Origin of the sequence: Yinghuangia aomiensis (genome assembly GCF_039542225.1) — a bacterium.
In the GTDB taxonomy this organism is placed as follows: Bacteria; Actinomycetota; Actinomycetes; order Streptomycetales; family Streptomycetaceae; genus Yinghuangia; species Yinghuangia aomiensis.
Genome location: NZ_BAABHS010000003.1, coordinates 220,384 through 238,948, shown reverse-complemented (window position 1 = coordinate 238,948; position 18,565 = coordinate 220,384). Strand labels below are relative to the sequence as shown.

The 18,565-nt window shown below is 72.5% G+C and carries 17 protein-coding genes; 6 read left to right on the top strand and 11 right to left on the bottom strand.

The window, feature by feature from the left end; translation table 11 throughout:
- The first annotated feature begins 37 nt into the window (after positions 1-37).
- A complete protein-coding gene (locus ABEA93_RS05460; protein ID WP_345674123.1) occupies positions 38-265 on the top strand; it encodes a hypothetical protein in 228 nt (75 codons plus the stop codon).
- Between the two features lie 89 nt (positions 266-354).
- On the opposite strand, the gene ABEA93_RS05455 is transcribed toward ABEA93_RS05460, so the two are convergent.
- Genes ABEA93_RS05455 through ABEA93_RS05445 form a run of 3 tightly spaced genes read right to left on the bottom strand, consistent with a single transcriptional unit; the run spans position 355 to position 1,968 of the window.
- Positions 355-705, bottom strand: coding sequence for a TetR-like C-terminal domain-containing protein (locus ABEA93_RS05455; protein ID WP_345674293.1), 351 nt, complete (start codon positions 703-705; stop codon positions 355-357).
- A 31-nt stretch (positions 706-736) separates the two neighbouring features.
- Positions 737-1,057, bottom strand: coding sequence for a 4-oxalocrotonate tautomerase DmpI (gene dmpI / locus ABEA93_RS42295; RefSeq protein ID WP_345674292.1), 321 nt, complete (start codon positions 1,055-1,057; stop codon positions 737-739).
- 26 nt (positions 1,058-1,083) lie between these two features.
- Complete coding sequence (locus tag ABEA93_RS05445) at positions 1,084-1,968, bottom strand: LysR family transcriptional regulator (RefSeq protein ID WP_345674122.1); 885 nt, start codon at positions 1,966-1,968, stop codon at positions 1,084-1,086.
- 215 nt (positions 1,969-2,183) lie between these two features.
- On the opposite strand from ABEA93_RS05445, the gene ABEA93_RS05440 reads away from it, so the two are divergent.
- Positions 2,184-2,615: a hypothetical protein gene (locus ABEA93_RS05440; protein WP_345674121.1), complete on the top strand. Its 432-nt coding sequence runs from the start codon at positions 2,184-2,186 to the stop codon at positions 2,613-2,615.
- Here the strand turns inward: ABEA93_RS05440 and lysA are convergent.
- Complete coding sequence (lysA, locus tag ABEA93_RS05435; protein WP_345674120.1) at positions 2,612-3,898, bottom strand: diaminopimelate decarboxylase; 1,287 nt, start codon at positions 3,896-3,898, stop codon at positions 2,612-2,614. The genes ABEA93_RS05440 and lysA overlap by 4 nt on opposite strands.
- 183 nt (positions 3,899-4,081) lie before the next feature.
- Between lysA and ABEA93_RS05430 the strand changes: the two genes are divergently transcribed.
- Complete coding sequence (locus tag ABEA93_RS05430) at positions 4,082-5,674, top strand: helix-turn-helix domain-containing protein (RefSeq protein ID WP_345674119.1); 1,593 nt, start codon at positions 4,082-4,084, stop codon at positions 5,672-5,674.
- Here ABEA93_RS05430 and ABEA93_RS05425 read toward each other — a convergent pair.
- From ABEA93_RS05425 to ABEA93_RS05410, 4 genes are all read right to left on the bottom strand, one after another.
- Entirely contained in the window at positions 5,638-7,218 is a 1,581-nt protein-coding gene (locus ABEA93_RS05425; protein WP_345674118.1) for a serine hydrolase domain-containing protein, read from the bottom strand. The genes ABEA93_RS05430 and ABEA93_RS05425 overlap by 37 nt on opposite strands.
- The gene (locus ABEA93_RS05420) at positions 7,218-8,711 is read right to left on the bottom strand and encodes an APC family permease (RefSeq protein WP_345674117.1); all 1,494 of its coding nucleotides are present in this window, start codon (positions 8,709-8,711) and stop codon (positions 7,218-7,220) included. Before ABEA93_RS05420 ends, ABEA93_RS05425 begins: the two co-directional genes overlap by 1 nt.
- Before the next feature lie 364 nt (positions 8,712-9,075).
- Positions 9,076-9,813 (bottom strand): SAM-dependent methyltransferase, encoded by a 738-nt coding sequence (locus tag ABEA93_RS05415; RefSeq protein ID WP_345674116.1) that lies wholly within the window; start codon positions 9,811-9,813, stop codon positions 9,076-9,078.
- Between the two features lie 115 nt (positions 9,814-9,928).
- Positions 9,929-12,373, bottom strand: coding sequence for an ATP-binding protein (locus ABEA93_RS05410; RefSeq protein ID WP_345674115.1), 2,445 nt, complete (start codon positions 12,371-12,373; stop codon positions 9,929-9,931).
- A 197-nt stretch (positions 12,374-12,570) separates the two neighbouring features.
- Between ABEA93_RS05410 and ABEA93_RS05405 the strand changes: the two genes are divergently transcribed.
- Entirely contained in the window at positions 12,571-13,026 is a 456-nt protein-coding gene (locus ABEA93_RS05405; protein ID WP_345674114.1) for a carboxymuconolactone decarboxylase family protein, read from the top strand.
- Between the two features lie 92 nt (positions 13,027-13,118).
- The gene (locus ABEA93_RS05400) at positions 13,119-13,589 is read left to right on the top strand and encodes an iron chaperone (protein WP_345674113.1); all 471 of its coding nucleotides are present in this window, start codon (positions 13,119-13,121) and stop codon (positions 13,587-13,589) included.
- A 111-nt stretch (positions 13,590-13,700) separates the two neighbouring features.
- Here the strand turns inward: ABEA93_RS05400 and ABEA93_RS05395 are convergent, their stop codons facing one another.
- Both ABEA93_RS05395 and ABEA93_RS05390 read right to left on the bottom strand, forming a co-directional pair.
- Positions 13,701-15,872 carry an MMPL family transporter gene (locus ABEA93_RS05395; RefSeq protein WP_345674112.1) on the bottom strand — a complete coding sequence of 724 codons (2,172 nt, stop codon included), beginning with the start codon at positions 15,870-15,872 and terminating at the stop codon, positions 13,701-13,703.
- 214 nt (positions 15,873-16,086) lie between these two features.
- On the bottom strand, positions 16,087-16,701 hold the full coding sequence (locus tag ABEA93_RS05390; protein WP_345674111.1) for a DinB family protein: 615 nt from the start codon (positions 16,699-16,701) through the stop codon (positions 16,087-16,089).
- Positions 16,702-16,854: 153 nt separating this feature from the next.
- On the opposite strand from ABEA93_RS05390, the gene ABEA93_RS05385 reads away from it, so the two are divergent.
- Complete coding sequence (locus tag ABEA93_RS05385) at positions 16,855-17,910, top strand: zinc-binding dehydrogenase (protein ID WP_345674110.1); 1,056 nt, start codon at positions 16,855-16,857, stop codon at positions 17,908-17,910.
- Positions 17,911-17,914: 4 nt separating this feature from the next.
- Here the strand turns inward: ABEA93_RS05385 and ABEA93_RS05380 are convergent, their stop codons facing one another.
- Positions 17,915-18,565 (bottom strand): NAD(P)-dependent oxidoreductase, encoded by a 651-nt coding sequence (locus tag ABEA93_RS05380; protein WP_345674109.1) that lies wholly within the window; start codon positions 18,563-18,565, stop codon positions 17,915-17,917.

Below are 18,565 nucleotides of genomic sequence, written 5' to 3'. Positions count from 1 at the left end.
CCCGCCGAGCCACTGACGGGGCTGCCACGGAACTGGGATGCATGTGGGCGAACAACCGGTTCCAGGCGACCTGGTTGGAGTCCTGTCGTGGGACTCGGACGGCGGAGCGGGGGCAATCCGGGCGCGGATGGTGGGCGTGTGGCCGACGATGGCCTCCGAGATCGTTGCGCTGCTTCGTGTGGTGGCCGCAGTCGAGATCCTCGACGGCCGCACGACCGCCTGGACACAGACGATGGCGAACCCGGAAGGCGCCCGCGGGCGTTAGGGGTTGGTCCGCCTTGCGTCCTCCGGGTCGGCTCCGGACAAGGGCGCCCCGTACAACCCGTGCTCGATCATGTCGACCAAGTCGCCCTTCTACGCCCGTACTTGGCCGGCGGCGAGGCCGCGTAGGGGGCCGTCGACGAGGAGGGCTGCGAGGCCGTGGACGGCGGACCAGGCGAGGAACTCGGCTCCTGGGCGGCGGGCTTCGTCGAGGGTGCCGGACTCGGCCAGGGTGTCGAGGGCGTCGCCGAGGATTTGGAACGGGGTGCGGCCCGCGGGGCCGGCTGCGGTGCTTTCCTCGGCTTGCGCCATGTCCGCGTGGAAGGTGAAGGCGATGCGGAACAGGCCGGGTTCGGTTTGGGCGAAGGCGACGTAGCCCTGGCCTACGGCACGGAAGCGTGCTTGGGCGGAGGTGCGAGGCCCGGGCCCGGCCCAGGACGCGATCCCGGGCCGGGCACCGGCCGATGACGCACGACTACTTGTCCGCCGTCAGCGTGCCCGCCTGCCCCCAACTGTCGGTAGGCGTCTCGTTGATCCACACCTGCACGGCTTCGGCGGGGATCTGGTACGCCTCGACCATCGCGTCGGTGAGCTTGCGGACCAGTTCGCGCTTGAGTTCGACGCTGCGCGGGCCCTGCTGAACGGTGATGACGGGCATGGTCTTCTCCTTGTGCCGAGTGGCGATTGCCGAGTGCCGACGGCTTCCCGGGAGTTCCGGGTCGCTTCCGGTCGCTTCGGGACGAAGTCCATCGCAGATCGGGGCGCGGACCCAGACGCAGTCCGCGATGACACTCATCATGAATCGTGATTAATGAAGCCTGGTCAGTCGGCCTGGGCATGGCAGGCCGCGAGAAGCGGGGCGAGGCGGCGGACCTGGGCGTCGGGGCGTACCGCCAGGTACGCCTGCATCGTGGGCGCGGGCTCGGCGAACGAGCGGAAGACGACGCTGCGGGCCGCCAGTTGGTCGACCTTCGTGGCGTACATCACCGTCCAGCTGGGCCGGCCCGAGCCGACCGCGGCGAGGGTGTCCTGGTCGGTGGTGAACGTCGGGCCGACGACCGGTTCGAAGCCCGCGTCGCGGCACAGGCCGAGGATCAGGTCGACCAGGTGGGCGTTCTTCTCCCGCGGGACGATCCGCAGCGGCAGCCCGGCCAGGTCGGCGACCGCGACCGTCTCGTGTTGGGCAAGCGGGTGCTTGGCGGGCAGTGCGACGACGAGGCGGTCCCGCCAGACGGGCACGAGGTCGAGGCCGGGGACGGCGTCGACACCGCGGATGAACGCCGCGTCCAGCTCGCCGTCGCGGACCTGGCGCATGCGGGTCGCGGGCGGGGAGCTGACCAGTTCGACCGGGGTCTCGGGGCTGTTCTCCGCGAGGGCCGCGAGCAGGCGGTCGAGGCGCGAGCCGAGGCCGACGCTGGTGCCGACCCGGAGCGCCGCGTCCTGGTCCGCGCGGAACCGGGCCATCGCCTCCCGCCCGGCGCGTTCCGCCTCGACGATGGTGCGTGCGTAGGGGACGAAGGCGGCGCCGGATGCGGTCAGCGTGACGCTCCGCGTGCTGCGGTCGAACAGCTCGACCCCCAGTGTGCGTTCCAGCCGCCGGATCTGCTGGCTGACGGTCGGCTGGACGATGTGCAGCCGCTCCGCGGCCCGCCCGAAATGCAGCTCCTCCGCGACCGCGAGGAAATAGCGGATCTGGCGCAGTTCCATGTGCTCTGCCTTCGGCCGACTGCATCATCACGAATGATGATGAGTCTAGGCCGGGGCCGATGCGGGGCTGAGGCGACGGTCGGCCTCGGGACGGCATCCGACCGGCCGCGTCACGCCGTGGACACACTCCGCGCGTCCGACGGAGCCGGAGGCGGAGACTGAGGCGGAGACTGAGGCGGAGCCGGAGACTGAGGCGAAACCGGAGGGAGCGAGCCGTGACAGCGATTGCCGACCTCTGGGCCCGGGGACAGCTGCCCATCCGCGACGGCCTGTACCTCGCCGACGGACGGGCCTATGACTTCGCCGTGGATGCCGCCGACCCGTCCGGTGGGCGGGTCGGCGCCCGGTTCGATCTGGGTGTGCAGCTGGAATCGTCGCCCGAGGACGTCGCCAACATTCTGACGACCGCCCGGTCGCCGCTCCCCGACGGCGGGTTCCTGTGTGTCGGCGAAGGCTCCTGGGGCGGTGAAGGCTTCTTCGGAAAGCTTGCTGCGGACGGCGGAATCGTCTGGCTGGTCTACCTGGAGTTCGCCAACCCCTTCTCCGAGATCGAAGTCAGAGGCAGCCAGGCCGTGTTCCGATCGACCTCGGGCGTGCGGATCTCGGTGGCGGCGGACGCCGCTCCTTTCGGTTCGGAAGGCGCCTAGGGCAGATCCCGCCGCATCAGGTCGGCGTACGTTTCGCGGCGCACCACGGCGCGGTGCTCGCCGTCGCGGACGAAGACCACCGGCGGGCGGCGCGCGCCGTTGTAGTTGTTGCTCAGCGCGTAGGTGTACGCGCCGGTGACCGGCACGGCGACCAGGTCGCCGACACGCGGGTCCGCCAGCGGGACGCCGTAGCTGAGGGTGTCGCCGGACTCGCAGTGCCGGCCCACCAATTGGCACAGCTCGCCCTCACCCGTCGGGCGGTCGACGACGGCGGCCTCGAAGCGCTGCTGGTAGAGGGAGACTTCGAGGTTGTCGCCCATGCCGCCGTCGACCGCGACGAAGGTGTGGCCTTCGCTGCGCTTGACGGAGACGACCCGGTACAACGAGACGCCGGATTCGGCGACCAGCGAGCGGCCCGGCTCGAGGAGGATGCGGGCGTCGGCGGGCAGCAGGCGTCGGGCGACGTCGGTGACGGCGTCGAGGTAGGCCTCCACCGTGGGCGGCCGGTCGGCGTACGTGTAGCGGGAGCCGAGGCCGCCGCCCAGGTCGTAGACCGCGAACTCGCCGAGTTCGGCGACCGCTTCGACGGCCTGCGCGAAGGGCGCGAGGTCCAGGATCTGCGACCCGACGTGCACATGGACGCCGTCCAGCCGCAGCCGGTCGCTGCCGCGCAGCCGCGCGATCGCCTCCCGGGCTTGCCGCAGGGGCAGACCGAACTTGGAGCCGTTCTGGCCGGTGGACACCGCCTCGTGGGTGTCGGGGCGGATACCGGGGGTGAGCCGGACCAGCACGCCCTGCTCCGTCGAAGTGCCGGCGAGGATCTTCTCCAGCCGGTCGATGTCGTCGAAGTTGTCGACGACGACTGTCCCGGCGCCCGCGTCGACGGCGAGGCGCAGCTCCTCCTCGGTCTTGGCGTTGCCGTGGACGATCAGGCCGGCCGGGTCCGCGCCCGCGGCGAGGGCGAGGGTCAGCTCGCCGCCGCCGGCCACGTCGATGCCGATGCCCTCCTCCGCGAGCAGCCGGATGACGGCGGTGCAGGGGAATGCCTTGGACGCGAAGGCGACGCGGGAGTTCGGCCAGCGGGCGGCCAGGCCGTCGGCGTACCGGCGGGCGCGGGCGCGGACCGACGCCTCGTCGAGGATCAGCGCGGGGGTGCCGTAGGACTCGGCGAGTTCGGCCGCCGGCACGCCGCCGATCACCAGGCCGCCGTTCCCGTCCCGGGTGGTGCCGGGCGGGAACAGCCCCAGCAGTTCCCGGCCCGCCTGCGTCTGCGTCGCTGCCATCCGTGCTCCTCGTGCCTCTGATCCGTCCTGCTCTCCTGCCATGCTCGCGCTCCGGCCACTCCGGATCATCGTTGACATCGTCAATATGGACCTCTCAGACTTGACGGCCGCAACAGTCCGTCGAGTCGGGAGTGCACCATGCGGGAGTCCGGCGCTCGGGGGAATCCGCCCGTCCGTCAGCTCGTGGACAGCATCGGCCCCGCGCTGCTGCGTCTCGTCCAAGAGGGGAGCGGCAGCGGCGGGCCGCTCACCGACGTCGCCATCCATGCCCCGGGTGCCCCGGCACGGCTCGGCCCCGGGTGCGTGGTGCTGGGGGTCGGCGTGGGCACGGAAGCCGAGTTGCGCGAGCTGACCGCGGCCATGCGGGAGGCCGGCGCGGAAGTGCTCGCGGTGAAGGCCCCGGTGCCGCCGTCGGACGACGACACGCCCGCGATCATCGAGGTCAACCGGGACGCGTCCTGGATGCACGTCGCGACGACGGTGCGCGAGCAGCTGCTCGCGGACGCCAGGACGCGCGTGCGCTCGGCCGACAGCGGCGCGGAGCTGTTCGCCCTGGCGAACGCCGTCTACGAGGCCGTCGGCGCCCCGGTCACCATCGAGGACCGCTTCTCCGCGCTGGTCGCCTGGTCGCAGGGGCAGGACCGGACCGACTCCGAACGGATCGAGACCATCCTGGGGCGGGCGGTGCACCAGCGGACGCTCGCCGAACAGCGCGAGCGCCAGGAGTTCGAGCGGCTCCACGCCAGCACCGAACCGGTGTACATGGAGGCGACCGGGGCGGATCAGCTGGCGCGGGTGGCCATCGCGGTCCGGGCCGGTTCGGACGTCCTCGGCTACATCTGGGCCGCCGTCACCGGGCCGCTCGACGAGGCGGCCACGGCCCGGCTGCGCGAATTCGCGCCCGTGGTCGCCCTGCAACTGGTGGGTCTGCGCACGGAGACCAGCTACGCCCGCCGCCAGCGCGGCGAGCTGGCCGCCGCGGTGCTCGGCGGGGCGGCCGACCCGGTGGACGCGAGCCGGCTGCAGCTGGGCTCCGGCCCGGTCTGCGTCCTGGCCGCGGCCCCGCGCCTGGCCGGGGGCACGGGTTCCGACGCGCTGGACGCCGCCGGGCTGCGCCGGTTCGCGGACACGCTGGAGTACTTTCTGGCGGCCGTGCACCCGCGTTCGGCCGTGGTGGCGGGCACCGGCGTGGTGTACGTCCTGGCCGCCTGGCCCACGGAGCACGCCACGGCCCTGGAGTCGGCCGTCGCCCTGGCCCGCGACTTCCTCGCGCGGACCCCGCTGGCCGGCGACTACGTGGTCGCCGTCGGCGGCCCGGCCGAAACGATGGGCCGGATCGCCGACGTGCGGGCGCAGGCCGACGCCGCGTTGCGGGCGCTGCGGCATCCGGCCGTCCGCGGACCGGCCGTGCGCACCGTGGAGGACATGGCACTGGCGGTGCTGCTGCTGCACCTCGCCGACGCGACCGAGGCGCTCGGCCTGCCGGATGCCGGCGGCGCGCTGCACCGGCTGCGCATGGAGGAGGGCCCGGGCGGTCCGCTGGCGGCGACCCTGGCCGCCTATCTCGCCGCCGCGGGAGCCACCGACACCGCGGCGGAAGTCCTGCATATCCACCCCAACACCATGCGCTACCGGCTGCGCCGTATCCGCGAGGTCTCCGGGCTGGACTTCGGCGATGCCGACGCCATGCTGCTCGCGCACCTCCAACTCCGGGTGCGCGAGCTGCGGACGGGCGCTTCTCAGGGCTCCGGCCGGTCCCGGAACGAGCGCGTGTAGCGGCACCCGTCCACGTCGACCCAGAGGACCGCGCCGTCCGGTGCGGGGCCGGCCGTCAGGCGCTCCGGCAGCCGGGGATCGGCGCCGATGCGGTAGGTCCCGTCGTCGAGCGGGACGAGTTCCGGTTCGTCGCAGGGCGCTTCCACGCCGGTCGCGGCAACCATGTGCAGGCGCCCCGCCCGCTGCACGATGCCGAAAGCGGGATACCAGGGGGTGTAGCTCCGGTAGTGGCCGGCGAGCGGGTGCCGTGAGGCGGTCGGCGTCGAGGGGTCGGGGCCCGGTGACTCGGGTCCGTAGAGCCAGCGTCCGTCCCACGAGTGGTGGTAGGCGGACCATCCTGGGTGGTCGCACACCAGCCGCCCGTCCCCCGAGTCGTACAGCCTGCCGGTCACCCCGTCCGAGGTGAGCGAGAGACGGCCGTCCCCCGTGGACTCGACGCGGATCCGGCGTTCCGCCGTTCCGTGGATCCCGACGTAGCGCCGGGCGTCGGGGATCCGCTCCGGGTCGAACAGCGCCGGGTCTGCCGGGGCTCCCTGGACGACGGCTAGCACGTGGCGCGCGAAGCGGTCGATGATCTGGCACTCGCCGGGCGCGTTGGTCAGCACGGCGACGCCGTGCCCGCCGTCGGTGTCGACGGCCAGGTACGAGCGGTATCCGACCATCCCGCCGGCGTGCGTCAGCCAGGTGTGGCCGCCGACCTCTTCCACGTCCACGCCGCATGCGTAGCCGGAATCGACCGGATCGGCGGGCAGCGTGAGGAGCTGCCGGAAACGCTCCGGTCCGATGATCCGGGTGCCGTCCAGGGTGCCTTGGCCGAGCAGCATGCGGGCGAACAGGCCCAGGTCGGAAGCGGTGGCCAGCACGTTCCCGTCGGCCGCCGAATACTCGAAGAAGCCGGCCGGGGCCAGGGGGGCGGACGGCAGCGGCGGGCGGTCGTCGCGCAGGAAGCGGTACCCGGTGGCGAGTTCGGCGATGTCCTCGTGCACGATCCGCGCCGCCGAATCGCGCATCCCCAGGGGCCGCAGCAGCCGTTCGGCCATGGCGTCCGCCAGCGACTGCCCCGTCACCTGCTCGACGATCAGCCCCAGCAGGTTGTAGCCCTCGTTGGAGTAGTGGAACAGCTCACCCGGTTCGGCCCAGGTCCGCGCATGGCGCAGCGCGTATCCGCGTGCGGCGGCATCGGGCATCGCGTCGGCCCCGGCCGGCAGGCCGGAAGTGTGCTGCAGGAGATGCCGGATGGTGATCGCGCGGGAGCCGCCGTTCGGGGCGAACCAGGGCAGGTGGTCGGCGACCGCCGCGTCGAGGTCCGCCTTCCCCTCGTCCGCCAGGATGCCGAGCAGGAAGGCGGTGAAGGTCTTGCTGACCGAACCGATCTCGAAGCGCGTGCGGCGCGAGATCGGCGCCTGGGACTCCGCGTTCGCGAATCCCGCGGTGACGAACGAGGACTCGCCGGTTCCGTCGACGACGCTGATCGCGATTCCCGGCACCGGCCACCAGGCCCGCAGCCGCTCCGCAAGCTCCGAGAGCACGTCATGCCTGTCCATCAGCCGCCCGCCTTCCGCGCACCGAATCCCGCGAAGCGGTCCGGCCCCAGCTCGAACTGGGACGTGTCGATCTCGGCGTCGGGCCGGTCGCCTTTCACGAACCGTCGGCACAACGGGTACAGCAGCACGGCCAGCAGCGCCACCGCGACACTCGTGCCGAACGTCGCGCGCTCGCTGAGTGCCGTGTTCCACGCCAGATACACGATCATCGCCGTGGGCAGCGCGACGACCAGGATCGCGCCGGGCCAGCCGCCCGGGACCCGAACCGGCCGGAGCATCTGCGGAAACCTCCAGCGCAGGACCAGGAAGGCCGCGAATTCCAGCAGGATCGCGGCCAGGGTGAGCAGCACCGTGGCCTGCAGGATCGCGCTGAAGTCCACAGCGGCGAGCACGATGACGACGGCGGTGCTCGTCAGCAGCGCACCCACCGGCGTGTCGAAGCGTTTGCTGTCCCGGGCCATCCAGCGCGGCAGGTACGCGTCCGCGGCGAGCGCCCGCGGGACCCGGGTGCTGGTCAGCAGGATCGCCATGAACAGGCCTACCAGGGAGAGCCCGGATCCCACGGAGATCAGCACCTTCAGCCAGATCCCGCCCAACGCGTCGCCGACCACGACGAAGTCGCCCGCGACCCAGTCGGCCGGCGAATCCCGGTGCAGCCCGCTGCCGACGGCGGCCATGGTGGGCAGCAGGTAGGCGGTGATGATCAGCGGAACCGAGATGAGCAGGGCCCGGGTGTAGGTCCGGTGCGCGTCGGCGATCTCGCCCAGCACGGTGCTCGGGCCGTCGAAGCCGAGGTAGAGCCACACGATCACGCTGAGCGCGCCGGCCACGGACGCGTGGACGCTTTGGTCCGGCACCGTGAACGGCGAGAGCACGTTGATCCCGTTGGTGGCCGCATGCCAGATGCCGAGGACCGTCAGCACCGCGAACGGGGCGAGGATCGCCAGCATCATCCCGATCGAGTACTCGCTCACCGCCTTGGAGCCGCGGTAGTTCAGGTACGCCATCGGGAGGATGAGCGCGACGGTGACGATCCAGTGGAGGTCCACGACGAAGCCGCCGTGGAACAGGTCCACGATCACCAGGCCGTTTCCGCGGGCGATGCCGGGAACCCACGTGGCCAGGTAGTCGACCAGCAGGATCGGGTAGAGGGCGAGGTTGAGCACCGACCCGATCGAATTCCAGGCGCCGAACACAAATGCCGCGCCTTTGCCGAGCGCGATCTTCGTCCAGTAGTAGTAGCCGCCGTCGACCGGTATCGCGGCACTCAATTCCGCTGCCACGAGCGCGTTCGGCACGCCGAAGACCACCGGCACCAGGACGATCATCAGCAGGGTCATGCCGGGACCGGCGCCGGAGAGCGAGTTCTCGAGCCCGAAGGGGCCGCCGGACACCGTGAAGAAGAAGATTCCGACCAAGGGCAGCACGCCGAGCGTGCGTCTGCCCGCCCCGGGCGCCGACCGCGTGGTCTCCGACGGGATCAGTTCGCTCATCCTTGGCCCCACTCTCCGTTCGCGCCTGGTCGGCACAACGTACGGGCCGACACCGGGGCCGTCCTCGTCGCAAACGTCAAAGCCGCGGGCCGTCATTTGACGCCGCCACCAATGCGGGGCTGATGGGCCCGGCTCACGACGAAGCCCCGGGCGACGAGGTCACCCGGGGCTTTCGAGAGAACAGGCGTGCCCGCCTGGTTCGATCGGTTCATCGTTGGCGGCAAGGCGGGGGCGGGGTGGGGGCGTTGGGATTCACCGGGCGGCCACTGTCCACATGCCGTGGATTGTGGTGCCCGGGCTGTGCGTCGTCATCGCCGCCGGTTACGCGGAGTTGAGGAAGGCCTCCGGCGTGGCCTGACCGCGCTCAGCCGACCGTGGGCCGCAGTATCAGCGTGATGAAGCCGAAGGCCTCCCGGTACGTGTGCAGCCATTCGGTCCGGTGCGCCGTGGCGGCCGCGAGGGCGTCGGGGCCGGACGGGTCGTCGGGGTGGTCGAGGGCCCAGGAGGCCAGCGACCCGGTCCAGGACCACTCGTAGTCGTCGAGTTCGTGGCGGGTGCTGACGTGGCCGTAGATCGGCGTCCACCCGTCGTTGACCACCCGGTCGATGGTGGTCGGCAGGTCGGTGAGGGCGCCGAGCATGTCCACGGCTTCCGGGGTGGGGTCGGCGGCCCAGAAGCCGTCGCCGATCAGGACGCGGCCGTGCGGGGCGAGGTGTCGGCGCGCGGCCGCGAGGGTCTCGAGGAGGCCGCCGAAGGCGTGCGCGGCGCCGACGCTGAGCACCAGGTCGAACGGTTCGGCCGTGGTGAACTCCGCGGCGTCCGCGTGGTGGAGGACGAGCCGGTCCTCGACTCCGCGGCCGCGGGCGGCCGTTCGGGCCCGTTCCAGGGACGGCTCGGATACGTCGACGCCTTCGGCCCGCACATCCGGATACGCGTCGAGCACGCGCACCAGCCACTCTCCCCCGCCGCACCCGAGATCCAGCACGCGCGCGTCCTCGCGGGTGATGCCGCTCTCCAGCAGCCGGTGCACCGCGGCGTCGTCGAGCGGCGCCGCGATGGGGTGGTGGGCATGGGCCAGGCGGGAGATGTGGTCGCGATCCATCAGGGGAGCCTGGCATTTCGCGGACGCGATGTCACCACACCGGAGTTCCGAAAGCCGAGGTCACCGCCCCGCGGCACCCGAACCGGACGAACGCGCCCGGCACACGCGCGACCGCCTACACCCCCGCACCAAGCTCCCGCACGATCGCTTCCCCGGCGGCCCGGTGCTCCGCCGCGGCCGCCGGATCGGTCGCGGCCAGGACCGCGGCGATTCCTTCGTGGGCCAGGGCCTCCTTCTGGCGGAAGCCGACCTTCGGCGCCAATTCGAGGGCTTCCCGGTGCAGTTCCAACGCCATCTCAGGAAGCCCGGCTTCGCGGCAGGTCTCCGCGTAGCTGTCCAGGAAGTGGATCTTCCAGTGCTCCTCGAACAGTTCGTCGAGAAGGGCGAAGGCCTGCCGGTGGCTGGCCAGGGCCTCGTCGTAGCGGCCCATGCGGCGCAGGGCGACGCCGAGGCAGTTGAGGCACCAGGCCTCGTTGTGCTTGTGCCCGTCGGCGCGGGCGAGTTCGAGGGCCTGGTGGAGTTGTCCGGCGGCTTCGTCGGGGTGGTCGTGGGCGATGGCCACGCCGAGGGTGATCCGGGCGGTCAGGGCGGGCGGCCAGGCCGGGTCGGTGTGCGGGACGGCGAGGGTTTCGCGGGCCAGCCGGGCGGCTTCGTCGCGGTGGCCGAGTTGAAGGGTGGCCCACGCCTCGGCGGCGGTCGCGTGTGCTGCGCCTGCCGGGCAGTCGGCGGCGGCGTAGCGGCGTCCGGCCTCGCGGAACAGTTCCAGCGGCGCGTCCACCTGGCCCTCGTCCCACGTCAAGTAGGCGCGGCGCAAGGTGAGTTCCGCCAGCATCCAGGGGTCGTCGCCGAGCAGCTCCGCGGCGGCCCGGTACTCGGCGTGGGCCTCCGCCATCCGGCCCGCGTTGTAGCGGGCGAAGCCCAGGTCGCTGTGGATTTCGGCGCGGCGGCGCGGATCGCCGAGGCGTTCGGCGGCGGCGAGGGAGCGCTCGAAGAGGAAGTTCAGGTGCGTGGTGCCGCAGCGGCGGGCGAAGAAGGCCCGCATGAAGCGCGGGAGTTCGCAGGCGTGCGCGTCGGCACCGGTGGCGAGGGCGATCTCGAAGGCGGCGATGAGGTTCTCGTACTCTGCGGCGTACCAGGCGAAGGCCGCGTTCTTGTCGGCGAACGGCGGGAGTCCCGCCGGGGCGCCGCCCGCGGCGGGGGCTTCGCCGCGGCTCAGGAACGGCATGGCGGCGTCGGCGGCCGCGGCCGCGTGCACGTAGTAGTCGAGCAGGCGCCCGATGGCCCGCTGCTGCTCGGCGGGCGTGTCCTGGTGGGCCGAGGCGCGGCGGGCGTGCTGGTGGACGAGGTCGTGCATGCGGTACCGGCCGGCGGACGGCTGCTGCACGAGGTGGGCGTCGAGGAGGTCTTCGAGGATGGCGCGGGCGGTGCGCGGCGGGACGTCCGCCAGCGCCGCCGCCAGGTATTCGTCGAACGACGTGCCGGGCAGCAGTCCGAGCAGGCGGAAGAAGCGGCTTTGGGCGCGGTCGAGTTGGCGCACCGACATGGCGAACGCGGTGTCGAACTCGTCCGCGCCTTCGGCCATGCGTTCGACGAGGATGCCGACCGTCCAGCCCGGCCGGTGCCGCAGCCGGGCGGCGGCCAGCCGCAGGGCCAGCGGCAGGTGCCCGCACAGCCGCAGCACTTCGGCGGCCGCCTCGGGTTCGCGGTCCAGGCGGCCGCCGGCGCCGGGGTCGCCGCTGGCGCGGGCCAGGAGCTCGGCACTCTCCTCCGTGGTCAGCACGTCGAGTGAGACCGGGGGCACTTCCTCGAGGCCCACGAGCCGGTTGCGGCTGGTGACGAGGACGACGGACGGGCCCGCCCCGGGCAGCAGCGGCCGGACGTGCTCGGCGTCGGCGGCGTTGTCGAGCACCACGACGGCCCGGCGCCGGGCCAGCTCCGCGCGCCAGCACGCGGCGAGCTGCTCGACGCCTTCCCGGGGCACCTTCTCGGACGGCACGTCGAGCGCGGTGAGCAGCGACCGCAGCGCCGAGTCGGCGTCGAGCGGGTCGCGGCCTTCGGTGAAGCCGTGCAGGTCGACGTACAGCTGGGCGTCGGGGTAGTCGGCGGCGAGCCGGTGCGCGGCGTGGACGGCGAGGCAGGTCTTGCCGACGCCCGCCATGCCGTCGAGGGCCACCACGCGGTGCGCGTCGACGGCGGCCAGCACGGCGGCGAGCTGGTCGGCGCGTCCGGTGAAGTCGGGGGCGTCGCGCGGCAGGTCGTTGCGCGGCGGGAAGTGCATCTGGCGGCTGGACTTCGGGGGTGCGGGCAGCGGGTTCGCGGCGCGTTCCCACAACGGGCGCAGCGGGCGCGGGTCGCGGCGGGTGTGCTTGCAGAGCGCGATCACGGCGGGCCACGGGGCCACGGTCTGGCCACCCAGGTAGCGGGACAGCGACGACGAGCTGAGGCCGGTCTCCCGGGCGAGGGCGCGGACGCCGAGGCCGGAGCGCTCCTGCAGCAGCCGCAGCCGCGCGGCCAGCTCGTCGGCCGCGTCGGTCGTGTCCGTGTGTTGCTGTCCCGCCACCGTTCCGGCCTTCCTGTCCCGCCCCGCGGTCTCCGATTCGCACCGGATCGTCGCTGGTCAGCGGTGTTCCGGGTGTCCCAGGCTGTCCCATCGCCGTCGTCCTGGCAATCCCCACGGGCTGTGATGGAGCCATGCCCGGGACGGCAAGCCGCCGGCCCCGGAAAACGCGAGAGCCGCACCGACGAGGAGCACCCCTGATGCAGTCCCGTATGAAGAACCCGGCCATGGTCCTCTCCGGCGCGATGCAGCCGATCCAGGACATCTTCAAGGCCGTGCACGGCGGCGGAGTGGACGGCGAGACGCTGGAGCTGGTGCACCTGCGGGTCAGCCAGATCAACGGCTGCAGCGCGTGCGTCGACGCCGGGGCCAAGGCCGCGCGGAAGGCCGGGGTGAGCGACGAGCGGCTGGCGACGGTCGCGGCCTGGCGGGAGACGTCGTACTTCAGCCCGGCGGAGCGGGCCGCGCTGGAACTGGCGGAGTCCGCGACGCGGCTGGCGGACCGGCCGGACGCGGTGAACGACGAGGTCTGGGACGCCGCCGCGACGCACTTCGACGAGAAGCAGCTGGCCGCGATCGTGCTGATGATCGGCGTCACGAACATGTTCAACCGGCTCAACGCGACCACCCGGCAGATCGCCGGCGCCTGGAGCTGACGGACAGCCTGCCCGAAACCGGGGCGCGGCGTTCGACCGTCCCGGCTGATCCACTCCGCAGAATCGAAGCAGCAACCCGCAAGGAGACCCCCATGGCCGAGGCCCGCAAGACCACCAAGCGCACCGCCGAGACGACCGAGAACTTCACCGCCGACGAACGCGCGGCGATGAAGGAGCGCGCCAAGGAGGCGAGGGCGGCCGCCCGCCGCGGTACGGCCGCCGAGAAGGCGGCGGCCGCCGAGGCCGACGTCCTCGCCAAGATCGCCGAGATGCCCGAGTCGGACCGCGTGCTGGCCGAGCGCATCCACGCGATCGTCAAGGCCAACGCCCCGGAGCTGGCACCGAAGACCTGGTACGGGATGCCCGCGTACGCGAGGGACGGCAAGATCGTCTGCTTCTTCCAGAGCGCCGACAAGTTCAAGGCCCGCTACGCCACACTCGGCTTCAACGACCCGGCCAACCTCGACGACGGCTCGATGTGGCCGACCGCCTTCGCCCTGACCACGCTCACCGCCGCCGACGAGGCACGCATCGCCGCCCTGGTGAAGCAGGCGGCGAGCTGAAGGCGCCCGGCGCGTCGGCGGACCCCGCGCCCGCCGGCCACGCGAAAACGCGACCGGGCCGCGGTGACCGAAAGGTCTCCGCGGCCCGGTCGCGTCCGGGGCGTTCCCCGGTCAGCCGACCGAGCGCGCCACCTGCGGGGCGGGGGTGTCGTGGTGGGTGTCCGGCGCCGTGTGGAGGCCGCGCGGCATCTTCGACGGCCACCAGTTGCGGTGGCCCAGGAGGACCATCAGCGACGGCAGGACGACGATGCGGACCACGATCGCGTCGATGAGGACCGCGGCGGCGAGGCCGACGCCCATCTGCTTCATGTCCATCATGCTCAGCGTCGCGAAGACCGCGAAGACCGAGACCATGACGATCGCGGCGCTGGTGATGACGCCCGCGGAGCCGGTGATGCCGCGTTCCACGGCCTGGCGGGTGGACATGCCCGAGAGGGCGGCTTCGCGGATCCGGCTGACGACGAAGACGTGGTAGTCCATCGACAGGCCGAACAGCACCACGAAGAGGAACAGCGGGAGCCAGGCGATCACCGAGCCGTTGGACGTGAAGTCGAGGATCCCTTCCGCCCAGGTGTGCTGGAAGACCAGGACGAGCAGGCCGAACGACGCCAGCGCGGACAGCAGGTTGATCGCGATCGCGGTGAGCGCGATGACGACCGAGCGGAACGTGAAGGCCATCATCACGAAGGTCAGCAGCAGCACGAACGCGATGACGAGCGGCAGCTTGTCCTTCACGTGCGCCGCGTAGTCGAGGTTGCTTGCCGTCTCGCCGCCGACCGCGAACTCGGCGCCGGAGACCTTGCCCACGGTGCCGGGGAGGATGTCGTCGCGGAGCGTCGACAGAGCGTCCTTGGCCTGGCCGGACGTCGAGCCGAACGGCGCGGTGACCTCCACCGCGAACGCGCGGCCGTCGGCGGACGTCTTGACCTGGGCGGCCTCGTGCACGAACAGCGGGTGGGCGGCAACCCGACCGAGCGCCCGGTCGAGCGCGGCGCGGGTCTCGGCGGACTTGCCGGGGGCGGCGAGCACGACGATGTTGTCGGCCGCGTGCTTGTCGGGGAACGCGGTGGTCATCCGGTCGTAGGTCTGCATCACGGACATCTCGCGCGGGAAGTCGTCGATCCCGGTGTTCTGCAGCTTCATGCCGAACGCGGGCAGGGCCAGCGCGCCGAGCAGGACCACGGCGGTGCCGAGGGTGGCCTTCGGGTGGTTCAGGGCCGGCCGCAGCATGGCCTTCCACACGCGCGGCTCGCGGTCCTGACGGGCGGTCAGACGCCACAGGACGGGGACGCGCGGACGGTCGAGCTTGTTGCCGAGCTTGGCGAGCAGCGCGGGCAGCACGGTCAGCGAGCCGACCATGGCGACCAGGACCACGATGATGCCCGCGGTGGCGAGGCCGGAGAAGATCGCGTCGTCGGCGACGTACATGCCGGCCATGGACACGGCGACCGCGAACCCGGAGACGACGACGGCGTGGCCGGAGGTGCGGGCGGCGATCTCGATGGCGTCGATGCGGCCGTGGCCCTTGGCGCGTTCCTCGCGCTCGCGGCGGACGTAGAACAGCGAGTAGTCGACGCCGACCGCCATGCCGATCATCATCACGATGTTCTGTGCGGATCCCGGGTCGGGGAAGACCGCGGAGGCCAGCCCGTAGAGGCCGAACGAGGCGGCGACCGCGGTGAGCGCGAGCACGATCGGCACCGAGGCGGCGATCAGCGCGCCGAACGCGATCATGAGGATGACCAGGGTGACCGGGAGGCTGAACATCTCGGCCTTGCCGAGGTCGCTGCCGATCTGCTCCTCGATGCCCTTCGCACCCGAGCCGTCGCCCATGAATTCGACGCGGAGCTGCGGGTTGTCCTTGGCGACGTCCTTGCCCGCGGACAGCAGCGGGTCGACGTGGTCCTTCGCCTTCTCCGGGTCGCCCTTGTAGTCGACGGGGACGAGGAGCGCGGTGCCGTCGGCCGACGTGACCGCGGTGCCGACGTTCGCCACCTCGGGGAGCGCCTCGAGCTTCGCGGTGACCTGGTCGGCGGCGCGCTGCGCGGCGGCCTTGTCCAGCGTTCCGCCGCCCTGGGCGGTGATGAGGACGTTCTCCGACGCGGGGTTCACCAGGTCGAACTGGCGGGAGATCTCGTCGGCGCGGCCGGACTCGCCGACGCCCATGTCCGACGCGGTGGCCTTGTGCGTTCCGGCCATGGTGCCGGCCGCGAGGCAGATGACCACCAAAGCGACCCACATGCCGATGGCCTTCCACGGATTCGTGGCGCTCCATCGGGCCATCCGTACTGTCGCGGTGTTCCGCCCGGTCCTGCTCGGCTGCATTGCAACCCCGTCCCCTCGACTCGGAGTTCGTGTTTCCGTCACGACACCGAGTCTTCTGGCGCGGGGGCCGGCGGACATTGCCTCCAGACACCGACGTGGGGTGGGTGTAGCCCCACCCCTTGCGACAGCTGAACCCACCGGGCCCGCCCCCGTGCGGGCCCGGGGGTGTGCCCTATTGCGGTGTGCCGCCGGTCTCGTTCTCCTCGGCCTGCCGGGCGGCGGCCTCGACGCGGTCGCGGTACGCGGCCCACCAGTCCGGGTCGCTCGTCGCCAGCGCGTCCTTGCCGGGCAGCCAGCCCGCCGAGCCGTCCTGGAGTTCGCGCAGGATGTCGGCGTGCCCGGCGTGCCGCTGGGTGTCGGCGAGGACCCGGACGACGATGTGGTGCAGGGTCACTTCGGCGTTCTCGGGGTTCCACCACGGGACGCGGCCGACGGTGTCCAGCGGGAGTTCGCCGATCGTCGCGTTCGAGTGCGCCCACGCGCGCCGGTACAGGGCCTCGATGTCGGCGCGGGATTCGTCGGCGGCCGCCCACATATCCGCGTTGAGTTCGGCGTCCGGCGCCATCCAGTGCGGCACGGAGTCTTCGAAGGGGCGGCCGAAGGTGTCGCCGAAGTAGCCGATCTCCACCGCGGAGACGTGCTTGACCAGGCCGAGGAGGTTGGTTCCGGTCGGCGTGCGGGGGCGGCGGATCTCGTATTCGGAGAGGCCGTCGAGCTTCCAGAGCAGCGCGTCGCGCGCTTCCTGCAGATACCTGAGAAGGTCGGCTTTCGCCGCGGCTTCGCTCATGGTCGGCAGTCTCGCACCGCGGGCGGACGCACCGGCCCGGCCGCGCCGGACGCCGTGCGCGGGTCGAGGCGCGCTGTGGACGCAACCCTTGAAACCCCATCGGATGCGTCCTACATTGCGGCCGTCCGACGCCGCCTCCGAACGGGAGACCCCATGCGCGCCCTCGTCCTCCGGTCCGGCGGCCTCGTCGTCGACGACATCGCCGAGCCGGAGCCGGATGCCGGCCAGGTCCTCGTGGCGCCGCGCGCCGCCGGGATCTGCGGCTCGGACCTGCACCTGCTCGACCTCGCCGGCAAGGCGGAAACCCCGGGCCCCGACATGGTGTTCGGGCACGAGTTCTGCGCCGAGATCGTGGACCACGGGCCGGGCACCGACCGCACGTTGGCCGCCGGAACCCTGGTGTGCAGCCTCCCGCTCGCCTACTCGGCGTCGCGGGGCGTCGCCATGCTCGGCACCACGCCGCTGCGGAACGGCGCGTTCGCCGAGCGCATGGTGCTCAACGAGAACCTGCTGCTGCCGGTGCCGAACGGCCTGTCCGCCGAACTCGCCGCGCTCACCGAGCCGATGGCGGTCGGCTGGCACGCGGTCGCGATGGCCCGCCTGGACGACGGCGCGGTGCCGCTGGTCGTCGGCTGCGGCCCGGTCGGCCTCGCGGTCATCGCGGCGCTCAAGGTCCGCGGCATCGGGCCGGTCGTCGCGGCGGACTTCTCCCCCGCCCGCCGCCGGCTCGCCGAGGCCATGGGCGCGGACGTGGTGGTCGACCCCGCGGTCGAGTCGCCGTACGAGCGCTGGACCGACGCGCTGGTGCCCGAAGGCGGCGCCGTGCAGCCCGAGGTCGTCGTGCCGCTGCTCGGCTGGCTGCCCTCGTCGCGGCCCGCCGTGGTGTTCGAGTGCGTCGGCGTGCCGGGCCTGATCCAGCAGGTCATGGCGGGTGCGCCGCGCGGCGCGCAGGTGGTCGTCGTCGGCGCGTGCATGGAGCCGGACAACTTCCTGCCGATCGTCGGGCTCACCAAGGAGCTGCAGGTCCAGTTCGCGGTCGCCTACACCGCCGGCGAGTTCGCGGAGACGCTGCGCCACCTCGCGGAAGGCCGCATCGACGGGACGCCGCTGGTCACCGGCCGGGTCGGGCTGGACGGCGGTGCCCAGGCGTTCGAGGACCTGCGCAACCCGGAGGCGCACGCGAAGATCCTCGTCGAGCCCTGGCGCTGACCGGTCAGTCGACCGGGTCGGCGACCGAGATCCGCCGGCGCGGGTGGCCGTCGCCCTCCAGTTCGTCGAGGACCGCGACCGCGAAATCCTCGGCGCTGACGCGGGTGTGGTGGCCGACGCCGGGCAGCAGGTCGTCGCCGCCGATCCGGTACTTCCCGGTGCGTTCCCCGGGGGCGATCTCGGGTGCGGGCGAGACGAGCGTCCAGTCGAGGTCGTCGACGGTGCGGTAGAGCGCGAGCACCGCGCGGTGCGCCAGCGCCTCGGGCCGGTACGCGGCGGGGAACCCCGGCTGGTCGACCAGTTCCGTACCGGAATCGGGGTCCCGCAGGCTGCCCGCCCCGCTCGTCACCACGAGCCGGCGGACGCCGGACTCGCGCACGCCCGCGATGAGCGCCTCGTTGAGGGCGACGTAGGGCACGACCGGGTCGCTCCCGTCCCGCGGCGGCACGAGCGCCGACGCCACCGCGTCGTGGCCCGCGACCAGCTCCGCCATGCGCTCGGTGTCGGACACGTCGGCGGCGACCGCGGCGGATCCCGGGCCGGCCGGTCCGCCGCCGCGGCGGCTCAGCGCGGTCACCTGATGGCCGCGGGCGAGGGCCTCGACGGCGATGCGGCTGCCGATCATGCCGGTGGCGCCGAGCACGATGATCTTCAT